Consider the following 18,151-nt stretch of genomic DNA (forward strand, 5'->3'; position numbering starts at 1 on the left):
GTGATGCCGACGCTCACCAAGTCCGGCCGACGTAATTGTGGGAACCCTCCAAAAGTGCCATCCTGATCTCTGCGCTTAACCCAAAAGCCTTGTCGGGTTCAACCAGCTTTCCCTATGAAGTCCGTCACTGCGCAGAGTCACCGGCCGGTTGGTGCATGCTCGTGCTCATGATCGACGATTTCGCGAAGGAGTACCTGCACGGCGAACTGCGGGAGATCCGTGAGGTGCTGCTCCGGAAGCTCGACGGGTTGTCCGAGTACGACATCCGTCGTCCGCTGACCACGACGGGGACCAACCTGCTCGGTCTCGTCAAGCACTTGTCGGTCTGGGAGGCCCGGTACTTCGGCGAGGTCTTCGATCGGCCGTTCCCCGAGCCCGTCCCCCGATGGGACGATCTCGAGCAACGCGGTACCGACCTGTGGGCGACCGAACACGAAACTCGCGAGGAGATCGCCGGCCGCTACCGGCGCGTCTGGGAACACTCCGACGCGACCATCGCCGCTCTCGCCGTCGACTCGCCCGGCCACGTGCCCTGGTGGCCACGTCCTGACGTGCTGCTGTTCAACGTCCTGGTCCACATGCTCACGGAGACCAGCAGGCACGCCGGGCACGCAGACATCCTGCGCGAGCAAGTGGACGGCGAGGTCGAGACGACCCGGCAGGACGCGGCCTTCTGGGAGAACCGGCGGGCGGAAATCGAGCGGGCGGCCAAGGCTGCCGAGTCGGCCACGGCCTGACCGTATGAGCTTCAGCTGCACCAGCGTTCACGCAGGCGGCGCGTGAAGGAAACTCGACCTTCACACCTTCCCGACGCCATGAAAGGTCCTTTCCTTGCAAATTTTGCAAGGAAAGGACCTTTCATGGCGTTGCCGGGTGGGTCATGGCGTCGGCGGGCGGGGCCGCGACCACGGCCCCTGGCTACCAGAGCCCACGAGCGCGAGCCAGCCGCCCGACGGTCAATGCCACCTTCAGCACCCAGGCGTCGCGCGATTCGGCGGCGTGGCGGCCGGTGAGTTCGGCGGCCTTCCGCAGCCGGTACCGGACGGTGTTCGGGTGGACGAACAGCGTCCGCGCGCAGGTCTCCAGGACGCCGCCGCTGTCGAGGTACGTCTCCACCGTCCGCAGCAGTGCCGGGCCTGCTTCCTCCAGCGGCCGGGCGATCTGCTCGACGAGCAGGCGTTCGGCTTCGGGATCGCCGGACAACGCGCGTTCCGGCAGCAGGTCGATCGATCTCGCGGGCCGTGGCGCGCCTGGCCAGCCGACGACCGCTCGCAGGCCCGAGAGCGCCTCGGTCGCACTGTGGTGTGCTTCGGCGAGGGTGGGCACGGTCGGCCCGGCGACGACCGGGCCTTCGGCGAACGCGACCGAGAGCTTCGTGAGGATTTCGCGGTCCTTGACGCTGCCGTCGGTGGGACCGGCGACGACCACGACCAGCCGGGACCCCTGCACCGAAAGCAGCACCGGACGCCCGACCCTGGCGGCGCGGCTGCGGACCTCGAACACGACGGCGGGCGGGTCGTCCGACGTCGGGGTGCCGACCAGCGCGGTGGCGGGCGCGGCGGGATCCCAGCCGAGCGCCGCGGCGCGGGAGAGCACCGCTTCCTCGGCGTCGCCGCGGACGATGCCGTCGACGACCAAGGCCTCCAGCCGCGCGTCCCAGGCGCCGCGGGCCTCGGCGGCTGCCGCGTAGGAGTTGGCGGCGGCGAACGCGATCTCCCTGCCGTAGCGCAGGATCCCCTCGATCAGCGCGGCGCGTTCCGCCTCGTTCGCGGCGAACTCCGGCAGCTGCTCCTCGAACACCTCGATCGCCAGGCGCACCATGCCGACCGCCTGCCGCAGGCTCACCCAGCGGGAAAGTTCGGCGGGTGCTTCGCGGAACGCCTCGGTAGTGAGGGAGAGCGCCTCCTTCGCGTCGCGGAGCCAATCGACGAAACCGGCGGCACCCGCCTGGGTGATCAGCAGGACACTCGCGCGCTGGTCGGCGGGAAGACGGTTGAACCAGCTCAGCCGCTCTTCCATCACCGCCACGCTCGCGCTCGCGAGCCGGCCGGAGGCGTGCTCGAGCCGCCGGAGGGTCTTGACGGACAGCCCGTGGTGCTTGGGCACTTGCCGTCCGGAGGTCGCATCAGCCATGGTCAGCCGATCCTAGTCCGCCGGGCAAAGGTGGCCTTCATCCTGCGGTCCTTCGCCGCTCTGGTCCTAAGTGGACAGACGGCGATGAATTGCGAAAAGAGTTCGTAAAATACTCGAGGCCGCCCGGCGCTAGCGTTTTTCGCTGCGCCGGACGGCCTCGTCTCCCCGGTCCCCACCGGTAGGACAAGTATGCGACTTGTGGATCTTTTCCCGCTAGCTCACTCACTCGATCGTGGGTCGCCGAGTTGCCGGTGCGGTGCCGGTGATCAACGATCCCTCGCAAGCCGCACCGGGTAGGTCGCGGATGCGCAGAGGAGGGAGTTCGCCGTGGGCGAGCAGCTGAAAGACGGTCTGGGACAAGCATGGAACCTTGTCGCCACCTTCGTGCCGAAGTTGGTCGGTTTCCTGGTCATCCTGTTCATCGGCTGGTTGATCGCGAAAGCCTTGTCGAAGGCATTGGGACTGGTTCTGTCGAAGATCGGATTCGGCAAGCTCATCGAGAAGACCGGACTCACCGGAACGCTCAAACAGGCGAATGTCGACGCGGGCGGAATCCTCGTCAAACTCGTGTACTACTTCATTCTCCTGATCGCGCTGCAACTCGCGTTCGGCGTATTCGGTGAGAGCAATCCGGTCAGCGCGCTGCTCAACGACATCATCGCGTTCCTGCCGCGGATCCTGGTGGCGCTGGTGCTGGTGATCGTCGCGGCCGCCGTCGCGAAGGTCGTCCGCGACCTGGTGACCGGAGCGCTCTCCACCCGGCCGGCGGGACGGCTGCTCGGCACGATCGCTTACTGGATGATCATGGCGTTCGGCATCATCGCCGCGCTCGGCCAGGTGAACATCGCGACGGCGATCACCGGGCCGATCCTGGTGGCCGTTCTCGCCACCATCGGCGGCGTCATCGTCGTCGGCTTCGGCGGCGGCCTGATCAAGCCCGCGCAGGAGCGCTGGCAGGGCTGGCTGGCCAATCTGCAGGGCCAGTTGGAGCCGGGCGCCGGCAAGCAAGAGGTCCGTTCGGAGCCGCCGACTTCGCCTGTGGGCATCGGTCGCGTAGATTCCTGAGCATCCCGCGGGCCCGGTGATCGAGGAAGGCACCGGGCCCGCGTGGAGTCGATGAGGGCCCGTCGCCGCGGAGCACGCGGTGAAGGGCCCTTTTCGTGTCCCGCGGGTCCCCGGCTACTCCGCCTCAGCGTCTCTCGAGCCGTCTCCCTGTTCCGCACCTCACACTCGCTGGGGAATGGCGTCGCGACGGAGCATGTTGGAGCGGGAGACGGAGAGGGGTGCGGACGTGGAGTTCCTGCTGCACAACGGTGTCACGGTGCTCGGACAGTGGATCTCCTTCGCCGAACTGGCGGGGCAGATCTTCGCGCTGGCCGTGGTCTTCCTGGCGCAACGCCGCACGCTGTGGACGTGGCCGGTCCAGGTCGGCGCCACCGTGCTGCTCTTTTCGGTCTACCTCTCCGCGCATCTCGGCGGGCTCGCCACCAGGCAGATCGCGATCCTCGTCATCTCGATCTACGGCTGGTGGGCCTGGTCCCGCCGCAGCGACCCGGTCTACGGCGTCGTCGTCCGCAAGGGCCGTCTCGGCGAGCGGCTGGCGATGATCGGCGCGTTCGCGATCGGCACCACCGCGATGGCGCTGGTCCTCGACGCGCTGAACGCCTCGTGGGCGCCATGGCCGGACGCCGCGATCTTCGTCGGCACGCTGGTCGCCTTCGCCGCGCAGGGCGCGGGTCTCGTCGAGTTCTGGCTGGTGTGGCTGGTCGTCGACGCGATCGGCGTACCGCTGCAGCTCTCCTCGGGCCTGTACTTCTCAGCCGCGGTCTACATCGTGTTCGCCGGCTTGGTCGTGCACGGCTGGTGGAGCTGGAACCGCACGGCGAAGCAGGTCCGTACGGCGCCGGCCGGGGTCTCCACGGCCGCCTGACCCCGCGTTTCGTCCTCTGAATGCGGTAGTTGGCGACGCGAACCACCGCATCCAGAGGACGAAACGCGTGCGGGTCAGCGCATGGTGGCGTGCGACGGCTTGAGGTCGGCGAGGGTGCGCACGCCCAGCAGCTGCATCGTCCGGACCATCTCGGCACGCAGGATGTCCACGCACCGCTGAACACCGCGCTCGCCCCCGGCCATCAGGCCGTAGAGGAACGCGCGCCCGATGAGCACCGCGTCGGCGCCACGCGCGATCGCGGCCACGATGTCGCCACCGGAGAGGATGCCGGTGTCGACCCACACCTCCGCGTCGCCCTGGATCTCGCCGAGCACGGCGGGCAGCAGTTCGATCGGGGTCGGCGCGCGGTCGAGCTGACGGCCGCCATGGTTGGACAGCAGCACCGCGTCCGCGCCGTGCTTGACCACGTCACGCGCGTCGTCGACGTTCTGGATCCCCTTGACCACGAGCTTGCCCGGCCAGGTCTGGCGGACCCAGTCGAGGTCGTCGAAGTTCAGGGTCGGGTCGAAGAGCTGGTTGAGCAGTTCGGCGACCGTGCCGTCGAACTGGCTCAGCGACGCGAAGGTCAGCGGCTCGGTGGTCAGCAGGTTGAACCACCACGCCGGATGCATCGCGCCGTCGACGAACGTCTTGAGGGTGAGCGCGGGCGGGATGGTCAGCCCGTTGCGGACGTCGCGCAGCCGCGCGCCCGCGACCGGGGTGTCCACCGTCAGCATGAGCGTGTCGAATCCGGCGGCCCAGGCGCGATTCATCAGATCTTCGCCTGCTTTGTGGTCGCGCCAGACATAGAGCTGGAACCACTTGCGGGCCTCCGGGGCGGCCGCCGCGAGGTCTTCGATCGACGTCGTCGCCATCGTCGACAGGCCCATCGGGATACCGTTGCGCTGGGCGACGCGGGCCACCGCGGACTCGCCCTCATGGTTCATCATGCGCGTGAACCCGGTCGGCGCGAAGGCGAACGGCAGCTCCGAACGCTTGCCGAGGATCTCTTTGCCGGTGTCCACATCGGACACCCCGCGCAGGACGTTGGGGTGGAATTCGACGCTGCGGAAGGCTTGCCGGGCACGGCGGAGGCTGTCCTCCAGCTCCGCGGCGCCGTCGGTGTAGTCGAACGCCGCCCGCGGCGTCCGCTTGCGGGCGAGCATCCGCAGGTCGGCGATCGTGTGCGCGCCCGCCAGTCGCCGTTCGGTGGGGTTGAGCACGATCGGCTTCGGCCGCAGGATCTGCTTCAGCTCACTCGGCTTCGGCAGTCGACGCTTGGTCACACTCACTCACCTCTCCACAAACATCCGATGTCTCAGCCTAGCTCGTCCGGTCCCGGACGCAATGAACGGTCCGTTCCTTGCAAATTTCGCAAGGAACGGACCGTTCATGGCGTTGCTAGGCGCTGCCGGAGTCCGACAACTGCGGACCCGCGGCGGCCACGTCGTCGAGGCGGTACTTCCGCGCCGCCTCGGCCACCTTCGCCCGGTCGAACTCGCCGCGCTTGGCGAGCGCGCTCAGCGTGCCGACCACGATCGACTGGGCGTCGACCAGGAACTTCCGCCGGGCGGCCGGGCGGGTGTCGGAGAACCCGAACCCGTCGGTGCCCAGCGTCAGCATGTCGTTCGGCACCCACGGGCGGATGAGGTCCGGTACGGCGCGCATCCAGTCCGAAACCGCGACGACCGGCCCGTTCGCGCCGGACAGCTTCTGCGTGATGTACGGCACACGCGGGGAGTCGCCCGGGTGGAGCAGGTTGTCGTGGTCGACCTCGACGGCTTCACGCCGCAGCTCGGTCCACGACGTCGCCGACCACACGGCCGCGCGTACGCCCCACTCCTCGGCGAGCATCTTCTGCGCGCGAAGAGCGTCCGGCATGGTGACGCCGGACACCAGGATCTGTGCCTCCGGACCGTCGCCCGACGGGGCGTCGGCGTAGCGGTACAGACCCTTCAGCAGGCCGTCGACGTCGAGGTTCTCGGGCTCGGCGGGCTGCTGGTAGGGCTCGTTGTAGATCGTCATGTAGTAGAAGATGTTCTCGCCGTTGCCGTCCGGCCCGGTCTCGCCGTACATCCGGCGCAGACCGTCCCGCACGATGTGGGCGATCTCGAACGACCAAGCCGCGTCGTAGGCCACGACGGCCGGGTTGGTCGCCGCCAGCAGCAGCGAATGCCCGTCGGCGTGCTGCAGGCCCTCACCGGTCAGCGTGGTGCGGCCGGCGGTGGCGCCGAGCACGAACCCGCGGGCCATCTGGTCCGCCGCCGCGTAGAGGCCGTCACCGGTCCGCTGGAACCCGAACATCGAGTAGAAGATGTAGATCGGGATCATCGGCTCGCCGTGCGTGGCGTACGAGGTGCCGACGGCGGTGAACGACGCGGTGGACCCCGCCTCGTTGATGCCCTCGTGCAGGATGACGCCCTTTTCGGACTCCTTGTAGGCCAGCATCAGGCTCGCGTCGACCGACGTGTAGGTCTGGCCGTGCGGGTTGTAGATCTTGGCCGTCGGGAACATCGAGTCGAGGCCGAAGGTGCGTGCCTCGTCCGGGATGATCGGCACGATCCGCTTGCCGATCTCGGAGTCCTTCGCCAGCTCGCGGACGAGCCGGACGAACGCCATCGTGGTGGCGACCTCCTGCTTGCCCGAGCCCTTGCGGATGCCTTCGTAGACCTTGTCGCCGGGCAGCACGAGAGCCTTCGAGGCCTTCGGGCGACGCTCCGGCAGGAACCCGCCGAGCGCCTTGCGGCGGCCGACCATGTACTCGATCTCCGGCGATTCCTTGCCGGGGTGGTAGTACGGCGGGAGCTTCGGGTCGCGCTCGAGTTCCTCGTCGCTGATCGGGATGCGCTGGGCGTCCCGGAACAGCTTGAGGTCGTCGAGGGTGAGCTTCTTCATCTGGTGCGTGGCGTTGCGGCCCTCGAAGGACGGCCCGAGGCCGTAACCCTTGATGGTGTGGGCCAGGATCACCGTCGGCTGGCCGTGGTGCTCCAGCGACGACTTGTAGGCCGCGTAGACCTTGCGGTAGTCGTGGCCGCCACGCTTGAGGTTCCAGACGTCGGCGTCGGTGAGGTCCTTGACGAGCTCCTTGGTCCGCGGGTCGCGGCCGAAGAAGTGCTCGCGGACGAAGGCGCCGTCGTTGGCCTTGTAGGTCTGGAAGTCGCCGTCCGGCGTGGTGTTCATCAGGTTGACCAGCGCGCCGTCACGGTCGGCGTGCAGCAGCGAGTCCCACTCGCGGCCCCAGATGACCTTGATGACGTTCCAGCCGGCGCCGCGGAAGTACGACTCCAGCTCCTGGATGATCTTGCCGTTGCCGCGCACCGGACCGTCGAGCCGCTGCAGGTTGCAGTTGATCACGAAGGTCAGGTTGTCGAGGCCTTCGCCGGCGGCCACGTGGATGAGGCCGCGCGATTCCGGCTCGTCCATCTCGCCGTCGCCGAGGAACGCCCAGACGTGCTGGTCGCTGGTGTCCTTGATGCCGCGATCGCGCAGGTAGCGGTTGAACCGCGCCTGGTAGATCGCGTTCATCGGGCCGAGGCCCATGGACACGGTCGGGTTCTCCCAGAACTCCGGCATCAGCCGCGGGTGCGGGTACGACGGCAGGCCGCCGCCCTCGCCGGCGTGCGAGTACTCCTGGCGGAACCCGTCCAGCTGGTTCTCGCTCAGCCTGCCCTCGAGGAACGCGCGGGCGTAGATGCCGGGGGAGGCGTGTCCCTGGATGAAGATCTGGTCGCCGCCGCCCGAGTGGTCCTTGCCGCGGAAGAAGTGGTTGAAGCCCACTTCGTACAGCGCCGCGGACGAGCCGTAGGTCGAGATGTGCCCGCCGACACCCACGCCAGGACGCTGCGCGCGGTGCACCATGATCGCGGCGTTCCACCGGATGTAGGCGCGGTAGCGGCGCTCGATCTCCTCGTCACCGGGGAACCAGGGTTCGTTCTCGGTGGGGATGGTGTTGACGTAGTCCGTCGACGTCAGCGCCGGAACGCCGACGTGGCGTTCCCTGGCCCGCTCGAGGATGCGCAGCATCAGGTACCTGGCGCGCTGCTGACCACCCCTGGCCAGCGCCTCGTCGAAGGAGTCCAGCCATTCGGCGGTCTCCTCCGGGTCGATGTCGGGCAGGTGCGCCGCCAAGCCGTCACGGATGACGCGGACGCGTGCCGGGGTCTCCTTGCCGGAGGCGCCGTCGTTCTGCGGGGCCAAGGGGTCTCCTTGCAAAAGGTGGTAGCTGGTTGTGCTCGTACGCGGGCGTGTTCGCCTTCCATCGTCGTCCTCCGGTTCCGTTCTCGTCACCGCTACTGATCGGTAACGTTCGCGGACCCGATTGCGACACGCCTCGCACGCGCCTGTATTCGCGCGCGCGTTTTCTCTCCCACCCTAGAGCAGGGCGTTCGGAGGCGCCCAGGCACGCCTGAATTGACCTCGCCCGACTGGTCCGAATGCCCGTACGCTGCGACACGAGTTGTTCAAGATCCGGTGTGGACGGTTGCGCGCAGCGCCTCACCAGTGTTCGCTAACGGGCATCGTGTACCCGAGTGTGGTGCCCGCCCGGTCGATCCGGCCGTGGCGACACCACGCTCCGTCGTAGTTGGAGGAGTGACAGCAGTGGTCGCCGCGGGAGACGCTGATCAGAACAGCGTCGCCGAAAGGCTTGGGATCAAGCCGGACATGGTGGTCCAGGAGATCGGCTGGGACGAGGACGTCGATGACGATCTTCGTGCGGCGATCGAGGAGCAGATCGGCGGCGACATCCTCGACGAGGACGCCGACGAGGTCATCGACGTGGTGCTGCTGTGGTGGCGCGAAGACGACGGTGATCTCGGCGACACGCTGATCGAGGTCCGGACCCCCTTGAACGAGAACGGCGTGATCTGGGTGCTGACCCCGAAGACGGGGCAGCCAGGACACGTCCAGCCGAGCGAGATCGCCGAAGCGGTGCCGCAGGTGGGATTGGCGCAGACGGCCAACATCAGCGCCGGCCCCAAGTGGGCGGGAACCCGGCTGGTGTCGCCGAAGTCGTCGAAGACCAAGCGGTGACCTCAGGAGCCGCGCGAGCGACACGATAGGGTTGTCGTCGCAGGCCCCTGTTCGCTCTTGAGAGGAAACCGCCGGTATGGCCGTCGAGGTCGGAACGCAAGCCCCGGACTTCACGCTCAACGACTACAACAAGCAGGCCGTGAAGCTGTCGTCCTTCCAGGGCGAGAAGCCGGTCCTGCTCGTGTTCTACCCGTTCGCGTTCAGCGGCATCTGCACCGGCGAGCTGTGCCAGCTCCGCGACGAGTTCGCGGATTACGACGGCCAGGGCGTCCAGGTCATCGGCGTGTCCGTGGACACCCCGTTCTCGCTCAAGGCGTGGGCCGAGCAGGAGGGCTACCAGTTCCCCCTGCTTTCGGACTTCTGGCCGCACGGTGAGGTCGCGAAGGCTTACGGCGTCTTCAACGAGACGGCCGGTCTGGCCACCCGCGGCACCTTCCTGATCGACAAGGACGGCATCGTGCGGTTCGCCGAGGTCAACCAGCCCGGCGAGGCGCGTGACCAGCAGGCGTGGAAGAAGGCCGTGGCCTCGCTGGCCTGAGTCTTCACCGGTGGCACCCGTGCGCGGGTGCCACCTTCCGGGCGCATAGCTCAGCGGGAGAGCACTCGGTTTACACCCGAGCGGTCGTAGGTTCGATCCCTACTGCGCCCACCAAGACACGCTTGTTCAAACCCCGATCGGTGAATTCCTCACCGGTCGGGGTTTCTTGTGCGCCGCTGAAACCGCCTCTGGCGCCGGGCATACCGCTCGGAAGACCATGAAGTGCCCCGGCATTGGTCGGAGGCGTCTCTGGCCGTCCTGCCGTGGTGAAGACCTCCCTGCCGATAGGGTCGTCCGGCCTGGTCCCGCTCAATGCCGGCGTAACGTCGACGGTGATTGACGCGACTTTCATGCGAATGCCGTAAGCGTGGTCACCGTGTGTGAGAGAGGAGGCAACGTTTAGAGTCTGGTTATGCCTTGAGTACTGTCCGTAGTCTTTTCATGGACAGCTAACGGTGCACTCTCCGCACGGCGCAGGAAGCCAGTCAGGCACGGGCTCGGTTAGATTTCGGCACGGCGGCGATGGTGACGTCAAGGTTGACACGGAGAGGAATAGTATGTATTCGAAGCGTGTATGTGAGCGAGCGGGCGGCGTTCGATGGTTCGTCGGAGGCCATCGGCGAGAGTGCGGCACGGGCCGCGACGGGTGGTGAGCAGGTATGTCGAGTCCTGAGACTGCGGCCCAAGAAGCCGCGTCGGCACCTGCGAAGCACAAGCAGGGAAAGCCTATCCTCAGCCAGCCTCAGATCCGGCGCATCTATTCGCCCGCATCCGGGCGGGATTTCATTCTTCTTCCCTTTGACGCGCCGCTGATGGCCCCACTCCACGGCTACGATGACGAGCCCGAATCCGAGACCTGATCGAGTTATGCTTCTCTGGTGATTATCGCCGAAGCGATTTCGACCAGAGTCGCGGAGATTTGACTTGTCTGCGTGACGTCCAGGCTGGCGATTATGGATAACGGCTTCGGATCAGCGGAATCTTTCATGGTGCTCTCGTCCTTCTTGTCCACGTAATAGGTCGAGTTGAAAGTAACCGCACCGACCGTCAGGATGTCCGCGGGGAACCCCTTGACTCGATGCCGAATTTTTGTCGCCGGAAGTATCAGAGGGCAGGCGATGATTCCTCGCCAGGTTTGCAGGCCGCTGGGGGCGGGGTCGAGGTTGGTGACGATCGGCTTTCCGTAGAAGACCGCGCGAACGGCCGTCATCTGAGAGTCTTTGACGATATCTTGTCGTTTCGGTAAAGACCATTGCTCGCGATGTGTGTAGGTTGAAGAGCCGACCATTTGAATGGCGTAGTTGACTTCCTGGTCCGCTGCCTCCTGGCATCGAAGCCAGAGAAACATCCCGAAGTTTTCACCATCCGGCTTGTTGATGTCATGGTCGGCCGACATCGCGTCGGCGAACTCTATCAGCTTTGATACGGGGCCTCGCTGCATTGCGTCGTACAGGGCGTCGTGGAGTTCTCGTGCTTTTTCGGCGATGGGTACCTCTTGCTTCGGGGCGGTGCATCCGATGTTCGTGTACACCTCACCCAGTGCTGACTTCAAACGGTTCTCGTATACGAGTGATGACTTGATCCCCGGAGCACCCGGCTGATATTTCTTCGGCGCTACTGAAGCGAGCGTTAAATCTGCCAGCACCTGGTTCAGTTGAGAGTACGAGCGCAAGAATATGGTCTTGAGTCCCAGTTCGCGATCCAGGAACCCGGCGGCTTCGATCGAGTATCTCGCTCGGTACCTGTTGTCGTCGGTGTTCGGTGCGCCACCAGGGACCATCAGTGCGAAACGTTGCCCGCCTTCGATCGGTTCGCCTGCCTTCTTCTGGTTTTCGATAAGCTGCTTCAGTTCGTACAAAGGGCCGATCAGGTTCGGGTCGGACATGCTAAGGCCCGCAAATATGGAGACGCGATCCTTGAGGTTCTCGAAAATGACCTCGCGTACCTTGGCGCCATGTCGAAGAAATTGCGATTCGGCAAGGACGATGTGGTCGAGTCTTCTCCGGCCGGAGTATGGGGGTGGGACGAGGCCGTGTACGTGGAGGACTCCAATTTTGGACTGCTTGAGCCACTTTGTCCACGGATCCAGACCTCTGAGTCCGAAAGGTTTTATCTCGGCTGGATCGAAGTATTCGCAGAGTGCGTTCTCCAGCAATGTGTCGAAGTTTGTCGTGATAAGGCGTGCTTTGCCTTTGTGTGCGCAGATGAACCGGGCAATGGAACGCGCGAGCTGGCCGGTGTTCCTGTGTGTGGATCCGCCGTTCAGGTACAACGCGGCGCGAATGATTTGCGCGTCTTTTGCGTACTTTTTCTCATTCTTGATCAACTGTAGTACCAGCTCGCCCTTGCGTGGCAAGTCGATCTTGTCGTCGCGGACCAGTTGGGCAAGTTTCTCGTTCTTTATCTGCTTGGTCATCAGGTCGATCAACTCGGGCCATGAGATAAATCCGGCATCCATGGACACGCCGGCGCCGACCACGACGGTCAGGTCTTCGTCTGAAGCATCGCTGACACTTGCGAAAAGTTCGGCAAGATAAGGCTGGTCGGTGAAGGAAAGCATGTCTCCGGAGCAGAACGTGTCGATATCGATCATTCGCCCGGCACCGCTGCTTGCCGCCATCGCAAGACTCCATCTTTGTCGACCGTGTCCAGAGGTCATAGCTCGACAGCTATGTCCGGACACGTTGTCGACGTGTACCGCCGTCGCGTTACAGGAAACCGAAAACGGTGCGGCGGAATACCCATCCGCGGAATCCGGAAATCAGCTGAAGTTCTGTCAAAGTCGATGCGGCTTGAGGCAGCCTGAACAGTGGCTTGGGGGCCGATTGGGAGGGGTATCGGCCGCTGATGCCACCCGTACAGCCCAATCTCGGTGACGGTCCGGCTACGCCGCTCCTGCGGACGTAACGCTGTGCAACAACCATGCGACCTGTAGACCATCGTGGTCGAGAGTCCGGAGTAACGGGAGCCTGCAAGGACGGAGAACGGCCATGACTGACGTCGGCACCAAGGTACGCGCGTGGTTCACAGCCATCCTGTTGACCATCATGACGGGATGGCTGGTCGTGGTCGGCTTCACGCTCGACATTCCCATAACCAAGGCCGCCGATGGATCGGTACTCGACGTGTTCGAGCGTTCCAAGGATGTCCTGTTGGTGGTCACGCCGTTGCTGACCACTGCGCTCGGGTACTGGTTCGGCTCCGCCGGCAGGCACGAAGCTCAGGACGCTGCCAGTGCGGCTCGCACCGAGGCGGCCGTGGCACGCCAACAACTCGCCGGCGTCCTCGACAGTTCTTCGGAACCTGGCCTGCTGGGATTGGCCAGGCAGGCCAATCCCCAAGCTTTCGCGGTCACGACGCCGGTCGAACAGGCAGCTCCGACCACGGCGCCTGACACTGGCGACCAGCCCCCGGTTTCGCCTCCGAGTCCCGGAAGCAAGACGACGTGAGGTCGAGGATGCTGTCGTCCGGCTCGGCGGGGGTGACTCGCGGTCATGGGGTGCGTCGAGGCTGCCGCGCTCGGTTGGCTGGAGGAAGGGCGTCGTGCGTACCTGCTGGGCACGATCTTCTTCCCGGCCACGAAACCTTCGCCTGGCGCCCCTTCGTAGAAACAAGGCGACAGCCGAGCCCGCGCGCGGCTACCTTCAGCCGCATGCAAGACCTGACGTGGCGGCCCCTCGCCCGCGAGGATGCCAAGGCGTCGGCCGATCTCCTCAATGCCATGGAGACCGCCGACGAGATCGGCGAGAACTACACGGCGGAGGACACTCTCCAGGAGTTGATCGATCCGTACGCGGATCTGGAGCGAGCGAGTCTTGCGGCCTTCGACGGCGACGTGATGGTCGGGTACATGAAGATCCGTTTCAAGCCGTCCGCGGACGAGAGCCATCGTGTCTTCCTCGATGGTGGGGTTCATCCCGGGTATCGCCGCCGGGGCATCGGCGGTGCGCTCGTCGACGCGGGAGTGGCGGCGGCCAAGGCTGTGCACGCGTCGCATCACCCGAACTCGAAGCTCCTGGTGGACGTCAACCGTCCCGAGCGTATCGCTGGCCTGGCTGAGCTTGTCCGGTCCCGGGGATTCCTTCCCGTGCGCTACTTCCAGCGGATGGAGCACGTATTCGACTCGGTTGCCGGTCCGGCGATCCCTGACGGGCTCTCGGTCGAGCCGTGGTCGGAGCGGAACGACGAAGAGTTCCGCGAGGTCCGGAACGAGGCGTACCGGGACTACTGGGGTGCGGCGCCGATGCCCGCTGACCTCTGGCGGAACAAGATCACCAACCAGACCTTCCAGCCGGAGACGAGCTTCTTGCTCCGCGACGACGCGACGGGTGCCGCGGTGGGGATGCTGGTGACCTTGTGGTGGGAGGCTGACACGGAGGCCACCGGTGTCCGCGACGCGCACTTCATGGTCGTCGGGACGCTCCGGGAGTACCGGCGTCGAGGTGTTGCCGGCGCGTTGATAGGGCACGCGTTGCGGGCCGCCGCCGATCAGGGATACGACCGTGCGAGTTTGAACGTGGACTCGGCGGATCCCGCGGGGGCGTTCGGGGTCTTCGAGAAAGCGGGCTTCGTGCCGGCGATGCGGTACGTGCGATGGGCGCTCGAGGTCCGTCGCAAGTAGGTGACCAATTGCGGGGGAAGACACGCGAAGGCCCTCTTCCCGTGACTCGGTCGCGGGAAGAGGGCCTTCGCGTACCCCCAACACCTGTGGAACGTCTTTCGGTTTTTCGGCGGTCTGGTCTGCCCCCTCGGCAGGCCAGACCGCCGGTGCGCCGCGCCGCGGGTGGCGAACTTTCGGCTGCACAAGACAGGAGACGGCCGGGACTGCCCAGATACATCAAGATCGGCGGCCATTGGAGTGATCCAGGCCACGAGGGGCGATCACGCAGAGCGACTAGGCTCGGATGAGCCGATTTGCCAGGGTCGACATCGTGTAGGCCCCGATGCCCATGACGACTTCGAGGGCGTTCCGCTCGGTGTAGCCGTACCCGAAGAAGGTCCGCAGGGTGTCGTCGTCCACGCCGCCCGCGGTTTCGAGCACCGCGAGCGTGAACTGCCGGATGGCTTCCAGCCGCTCCTCGGGCAAGGGCTCCTGTGAGCGAAGCGCCGCGATGACGTCGTCGTCCGCGTGCAGGCCCTTCAGCTTGCCGGTGTGGATCTCGACGCACACCTCGCAGCCGTTGCGGGTCGCCACGGTCATCACGACCGTCTCCCGCGCGAGGGGTTCGAGCGTCGTCCGCTCGAAACTCGCGCTGAGCTTCAGGAATCCGTCGAGCAATTCCGGTGACGACGCCTGGCGGGCGACGGCGGCGGGGAGGTGGCCGAACTTCCGGATGGTCGCCTCCATCGAGCGACGCGAGGCTTCGGGTGCGGTTTCGACGGTGTGGTCGGTGAACAAGGCAGCCCCTTAAGATGGTCAACGTGGTTGACGAAAAGGTAAACCAGGTTGTCGAACAACGCAAGCAGGTTTCCGACCCACCCGGGTTCGAGCTACCCCTCCTGCTGTTCGCGGGCTTCCGCTCGATCATCGACCGGATGCACGCCGAACTGGCCGAGCAGGGACACCCCGACGTCCGCCCGGCGTACGGCTTCGCCATGCAGGCGATCGGCCGCCACGGCGCGACGGCGAGCGAGATCGGGCGGCGGCTCGGGGTCAGCAAGCAGGCGGCGGGCAAGACCATCGACAAGCTGGAGCAGCTCGGTTACGTCGAACGCGCCGACGACCCGGCCGACGCGCGGCGCAAGGTCGTCCGGCTCACCGCTCGCGGATTCGACTCACTCGGCCGGTCCGCGGCGATCTTCGAGGAGCTGCGCCAGGAATGGGTCGGCGCGCTGGGCGTCGAAAGGGTTCGCGCGCTCGAAGCCGACCTTCGCACGATGGCTCCGTCGGAGGGCTTCCGCCTCGACGTGGCGGGCTGGTTCGGGCCCTAGAAGGGACAGCCCGGGTTCGGCGCGTCCTGCGAAAGCGGGCTCCCGTGCGGCAGCACGTAGAGCACCTCGAGCACCACCGGCGTCGTCCCGAGGTTTCGTCCGGTGTGGACGGTGTCGCTCGGTTCGGTGAAGACGGCGCCCTGCCGGTACAGGCCGTCGAGCCCGCAGTCGGCCGAGTTGTGCGTCAGCGTGCCGGCCTTGACGTACGCGTACAGCTTCCCGTCGTGGTAGTGCCAGCCGGTGTAGCCGCCGGGCTGGATGACGACCTCGCGCAGCACGTAATCGGTGTCGCCGACGGTCTTCTGGTGGAAGATCGTCCCGGTCACCCCGGATCCGGGGGTCGCCTCGGCCGTCGCGGGGACGGCGAACGCGAGAACGAGTGTGGCGAGCAGTGTGGTCACAGACCGCAGGCGCATGGGAAAACGGTACCGCGATCGGCGCTGCCCGAAAGGGCTGTTCAATTCGCCCGAAGCGTCCGCCGCAGCATCTTTCCGCTTTCGGTCCGCGGCAGCCGCTCCCGGAATTCGAAGCGGCGCGGCGTCTTGAACCCGGCGAGCTCGGCTCGGCAATGCTCTTCGAGCCGCTTCGCCAGCAAGGAATCACCGACGGCGCCGTCGACCGGTTGGACGACGGCGACGACCCGTTGTCCCCACTCGGGATCCGGTTCCCCGATCACCGCGACGTCGGCGACGTCGGGATGGCTCAGGAGCCGCGCCTCGATTTCGGCGGGGTAGATGTTCACGCCGCCGGAAAGGATGAGATCCGTCCGCCGGTCGCAAAGGAACACCCGGCCCGCGGCGTCGAGACAGCCGACGTCCCCGACGGTGACGAATTCCCCGGAACGCGCGGCGGCCGTCTTGCCCGGGTCATCGTGATAGTCGAATTTCGTGTGCGCGGAACTGAAGTAGAGCGTCCCGGTCTCGCCCGCGGGGAGTTCGGCGCCGTCATCGTCCAGAACCTTGACCTGCACCCCGTCCAGCGGTTCGCCGACGGTGCCCGGCGCGGCGAGCCATTCGTGCGCGTGCACCGCCGTGATCAGGCCCTCGGACGCGCCGTAGTACTCGTGGACCACCGGTCCGAGCCAAGCGAGCATCCGCTCCTTGACCTCGCGCGGGCACGGCGCGGCACCGTGGATCACCGAGTTCAGGCTCGACAGGTCGTAGCGCGCTCGGACGTCCTCGGGCAGCCGCAGCATGCGGTGGAACATCGTCGGCACCAGATGCGTGCTCGTCACGCGGTGCTTTTCCGTGAGCCGCAGCGTTTCCTCGGCGTCGAACCGGTCCATCAGCACGAGCGTGTGCCCGAGATGCAGGATCGACGTCGAGAACATGCCCGGCGCCGCGTGGTAGAGCGGGCAGGCGACGAGGTGTACGCCGTGCCCTGGCAGGACATCCAGCCGCTCGAGGACGTGCGCGTGGACCGGGTGCAGCGCGGGTGGCCGCCCGGACAGGGCACGCCGCACGCCTTTGGGACGCCCTGTGGTCCCGGACGTGTAGAGCATCGTCTGGCCGGCGGTCCGCCGCTCCGGCGTGGTGGTCGGCAGGTCCGCGCCCCAGGTCGCGTAGTCCGCCCATCCGGGTGTCACGCCCCGCGAAAACCGGTGCAGGCCATTCAATTCCGCGGTGCACGTGGCCGCGATGTCCGCGTCCGCGACGGCGACCTTGGCGCCGCTGTTGGCCGCGATGTAGCCGATCTCGGCGGGCGAGGACCGATGGTTGACCGGCGTGAAGTACATCCCCGCCTGCAGGGTCGCCAGCAGGAGCTCGTAGTAGGTGAGTCCATTGTGGATGATCGCGAGCACGCCGTCGCCTTCGCCGAGGCCGAGCGCCCGCAGGGCGTGGGTCAGCTGATTCGCGCGTGCCGAGAGCTCGCCGAAGGTGGTCTCGCGCCCATCGACGTCGATCACCGCGACGCGGCCGGGGTCCTGGGCGGCGACCTCGTAGAACGTGCTCATTTCGTCACCGATCCGGGGTGTCGCAGGGTTTCCAGATGCCGACCGAGCACCGTGCGCATCAGCTCGGGCGGCGTCCGCCCGCCCGCCATGGCGAGGCCGTCCAGCAACGCCGCCAGCCGTTCGGTTTCGACATCCAGGTCGAGGTCGTCGAGCAGGCCGCCCGCGCCACGCGCGCCTTCGAGCACCCGGCGGACGAGTGCGCGGACTCCCGCGTGTGCCCGCGCGGCTTCCTCGGCGAGATCCGGGCGGTACTTCGCGGCGGCGGAGAAGGCCAGCCAGACGTCGGTCTCGGCACGGGTCTGCTCGGTGAGCGGAAGCAGTTCGCCGAGCAGCGCTTCGGTGAGTTCCTGACGGCGTGAACGCGGGGTCTCCGGATCGAGCAGTTCGGGGAGATGGCGCAACAGCCGCGCTTCCACCCGGTCTCCGAGCGCGCGCATGGCGAACACGATCAGCTCGTCGTGCCCCCGGAAGTAGTGCCGCACCGACCCGATCGCGAGCCCGGCCTCGTCGGCCACGCTTCTGAGTGACGCCTGCGCGAGGCCGTCCCGCTGGATCACCCGGAAGACGGCTTCGGCTATCTCCAGGCGCCGGGCTCCGGGATCGACGATCTTCGGCATGTTGCCTTTATAGCACG

At 66.4% G+C, this 18,151-nt stretch carries 16 protein-coding genes and 1 tRNA gene; 9 read left to right on the forward strand and 8 right to left on the reverse strand.

The window, feature by feature from the left end; all coding sequences use genetic code 11:
• Nucleotides 1–167: 167 nt before the first annotated feature.
• The gene (locus DMH03_RS16550) at nucleotides 168–737 is read left to right on the forward strand and encodes a DinB family protein (RefSeq protein ID WP_125792817.1); all 570 of its coding nucleotides are present in this window, start codon (nucleotides 168–170) and stop codon (nucleotides 735–737) included.
• A 181-nt stretch (nucleotides 738–918) separates the two neighbouring features.
• Here the strand turns inward: DMH03_RS16550 and DMH03_RS16555 are convergent, their stop codons facing one another.
• Nucleotides 919–2,133 (reverse strand): CdaR family transcriptional regulator, encoded by a 1,215-nt coding sequence (locus tag DMH03_RS16555; RefSeq protein ID WP_125786411.1) that lies wholly within the window; start codon nucleotides 2,131–2,133, stop codon nucleotides 919–921.
• A gap of 327 nt (nucleotides 2,134–2,460) precedes the next feature.
• Between DMH03_RS16555 and DMH03_RS16560 the strand changes: the two genes are divergently transcribed.
• Both DMH03_RS16560 and DMH03_RS16565 read left to right on the forward strand, forming a co-directional pair.
• The gene (locus DMH03_RS16560) at nucleotides 2,461–3,198 is read left to right on the forward strand and encodes a hypothetical protein (RefSeq protein WP_125792818.1); all 738 of its coding nucleotides are present in this window, start codon (nucleotides 2,461–2,463) and stop codon (nucleotides 3,196–3,198) included.
• A gap of 226 nt (nucleotides 3,199–3,424) precedes the next feature.
• Complete coding sequence (locus DMH03_RS16565; RefSeq protein WP_125792819.1) at nucleotides 3,425–4,063, forward strand: nicotinamide mononucleotide transporter family protein; 639 nt, start codon at nucleotides 3,425–3,427, stop codon at nucleotides 4,061–4,063.
• Between the two features lie 74 nt (nucleotides 4,064–4,137).
• On the opposite strand, the gene DMH03_RS16570 is transcribed toward DMH03_RS16565, so the two are convergent.
• Together DMH03_RS16570 and aceE are read right to left on the reverse strand one after the other, a co-directional pair.
• Nucleotides 4,138–5,349, reverse strand: coding sequence for an alpha-hydroxy acid oxidase (locus DMH03_RS16570; protein WP_125792820.1), 1,212 nt, complete (start codon nucleotides 5,347–5,349; stop codon nucleotides 4,138–4,140).
• A 115-nt stretch (nucleotides 5,350–5,464) separates the two neighbouring features.
• A complete protein-coding gene (gene aceE, locus DMH03_RS16575) occupies nucleotides 5,465–8,260 on the reverse strand; it encodes a pyruvate dehydrogenase (acetyl-transferring), homodimeric type (protein WP_125792821.1) in 2,796 nt (931 codons plus the stop codon).
• Between the two features lie 402 nt (nucleotides 8,261–8,662).
• Between aceE and DMH03_RS16580 the strand changes: the two genes are divergently transcribed.
• The 3 genes from DMH03_RS16580 (at nucleotide 8,663) to DMH03_RS16590 (ending at nucleotide 9,746) form a co-directional block, all read left to right on the forward strand.
• On the forward strand, nucleotides 8,663–9,094 hold the full coding sequence (locus DMH03_RS16580; RefSeq protein WP_125786920.1) for a DUF3052 domain-containing protein: 432 nt from the start codon (nucleotides 8,663–8,665) through the stop codon (nucleotides 9,092–9,094).
• 76 nt (nucleotides 9,095–9,170) lie between these two features.
• The gene (locus DMH03_RS16585; RefSeq protein ID WP_125792822.1) at nucleotides 9,171–9,632 is read left to right on the forward strand and encodes a peroxiredoxin; all 462 of its coding nucleotides are present in this window, start codon (nucleotides 9,171–9,173) and stop codon (nucleotides 9,630–9,632) included.
• 39 nt (nucleotides 9,633–9,671) lie between these two features.
• A tRNA-Val gene (locus DMH03_RS16590) sits at nucleotides 9,672–9,746 on the forward strand.
• Between the two features lie 751 nt (nucleotides 9,747–10,497).
• Here DMH03_RS16590 and DMH03_RS16595 read toward each other — a convergent pair.
• The gene (locus DMH03_RS16595; RefSeq protein WP_158633090.1) at nucleotides 10,498–12,252 is read right to left on the reverse strand and encodes an SIR2 family protein; all 1,755 of its coding nucleotides are present in this window, start codon (nucleotides 12,250–12,252) and stop codon (nucleotides 10,498–10,500) included.
• A 370-nt stretch (nucleotides 12,253–12,622) separates the two neighbouring features.
• On the opposite strand from DMH03_RS16595, the gene DMH03_RS16600 reads away from it, so the two are divergent.
• Both DMH03_RS16600 and DMH03_RS16605 read left to right on the forward strand, forming a co-directional pair.
• Nucleotides 12,623–13,081, forward strand: coding sequence for a hypothetical protein (locus tag DMH03_RS16600; RefSeq protein ID WP_125792824.1), 459 nt, complete (start codon nucleotides 12,623–12,625; stop codon nucleotides 13,079–13,081).
• A gap of 203 nt (nucleotides 13,082–13,284) precedes the next feature.
• Nucleotides 13,285–14,253, forward strand: coding sequence for a GNAT family N-acetyltransferase (locus DMH03_RS16605; protein WP_125792825.1), 969 nt, complete (start codon nucleotides 13,285–13,287; stop codon nucleotides 14,251–14,253).
• 273 nt (nucleotides 14,254–14,526) lie between these two features.
• On the opposite strand, the gene DMH03_RS16610 is transcribed toward DMH03_RS16605, so the two are convergent.
• The gene (locus tag DMH03_RS16610; protein WP_125792826.1) at nucleotides 14,527–15,030 is read right to left on the reverse strand and encodes a carboxymuconolactone decarboxylase family protein; all 504 of its coding nucleotides are present in this window, start codon (nucleotides 15,028–15,030) and stop codon (nucleotides 14,527–14,529) included.
• Between the two features lie 14 nt (nucleotides 15,031–15,044).
• Between DMH03_RS16610 and DMH03_RS16615 the strand changes: the two genes are divergently transcribed.
• Nucleotides 15,045–15,563, forward strand: a complete 519-nt coding sequence (locus DMH03_RS16615) for a MarR family winged helix-turn-helix transcriptional regulator (protein ID WP_125792827.1) — start codon at nucleotides 15,045–15,047, stop codon at nucleotides 15,561–15,563.
• Here DMH03_RS16615 and DMH03_RS16620 read toward each other — a convergent pair.
• From DMH03_RS16620 to DMH03_RS16630, 3 genes are read right to left on the reverse strand one after another with little or no spacing between them, the layout of a single operon-like run.
• On the reverse strand, nucleotides 15,560–15,979 hold the full coding sequence (locus DMH03_RS16620; protein WP_125792828.1) for a cupin domain-containing protein: 420 nt from the start codon (nucleotides 15,977–15,979) through the stop codon (nucleotides 15,560–15,562). The two genes, DMH03_RS16615 and DMH03_RS16620, sit on opposite strands and share 4 nt — an antisense overlap.
• 41 nt (nucleotides 15,980–16,020) lie before the next feature.
• The gene (locus tag DMH03_RS16625; RefSeq protein ID WP_125792829.1) at nucleotides 16,021–17,517 is read right to left on the reverse strand and encodes an AMP-binding protein; all 1,497 of its coding nucleotides are present in this window, start codon (nucleotides 17,515–17,517) and stop codon (nucleotides 16,021–16,023) included.
• Entirely contained in the window at nucleotides 17,514–18,134 is a 621-nt protein-coding gene (locus DMH03_RS16630) for a TetR/AcrR family transcriptional regulator (RefSeq protein ID WP_125792830.1), read from the reverse strand. The genes DMH03_RS16625 and DMH03_RS16630 overlap by 4 nt, the downstream gene beginning before the upstream one ends.
• Nucleotides 18,135–18,151: the final 17 nt, after the last annotated feature.

The organism is Amycolatopsis sp. WAC 01376 (assembly GCF_003947415.1).
In the GTDB taxonomy this organism is placed as follows: Bacteria; Actinomycetota; Actinomycetes; order Mycobacteriales; family Pseudonocardiaceae; genus Amycolatopsis.

What these genes read in the sequence shown, in the direction of transcription:
- DMH03_RS16550 (WP_125792817.1), top strand. Translation starts at nt 168, where the DNA reads ATGATCGACGATTTCGCGAAGGAGTACCTGCACGGCGAACTGCGGGAG.
- DMH03_RS16555 (WP_125786411.1), bottom strand. Translation starts at nt 2,133, where the DNA reads ATGGCTGATGCGACCTCCGGACGGCAAGTGCCCAAGCACCACGGGCTG.
- DMH03_RS16585 (WP_125792822.1), top strand. Translation starts at nt 9,171, where the DNA reads ATGGCCGTCGAGGTCGGAACGCAAGCCCCGGACTTCACGCTCAACGAC.
- DMH03_RS16595 (WP_158633090.1), bottom strand. Translation starts at nt 12,252, where the DNA reads ATGGCGGCAAGCAGCGGTGCCGGGCGAATGATCGATATCGACACGTTC.
- DMH03_RS16600 (WP_125792824.1), top strand. Translation starts at nt 12,623, where the DNA reads ATGACTGACGTCGGCACCAAGGTACGCGCGTGGTTCACAGCCATCCTG.
- DMH03_RS16605 (WP_125792825.1), top strand. Translation starts at nt 13,285, where the DNA reads ATGCAAGACCTGACGTGGCGGCCCCTCGCCCGCGAGGATGCCAAGGCG.
- DMH03_RS16615 (WP_125792827.1), top strand. Translation starts at nt 15,045, where the DNA reads ATGGTCAACGTGGTTGACGAAAAGGTAAACCAGGTTGTCGAACAACGC.
- DMH03_RS16620 (WP_125792828.1), bottom strand. Translation starts at nt 15,979, where the DNA reads ATGCGCCTGCGGTCTGTGACCACACTGCTCGCCACACTCGTTCTCGCG.
- DMH03_RS16625 (WP_125792829.1), bottom strand. Translation starts at nt 17,517, where the DNA reads ATGAGCACGTTCTACGAGGTCGCCGCCCAGGACCCCGGCCGCGTCGCG.
- DMH03_RS16630 (WP_125792830.1), bottom strand. Translation starts at nt 18,134, where the DNA reads ATGCCGAAGATCGTCGATCCCGGAGCCCGGCGCCTGGAGATAGCCGAA.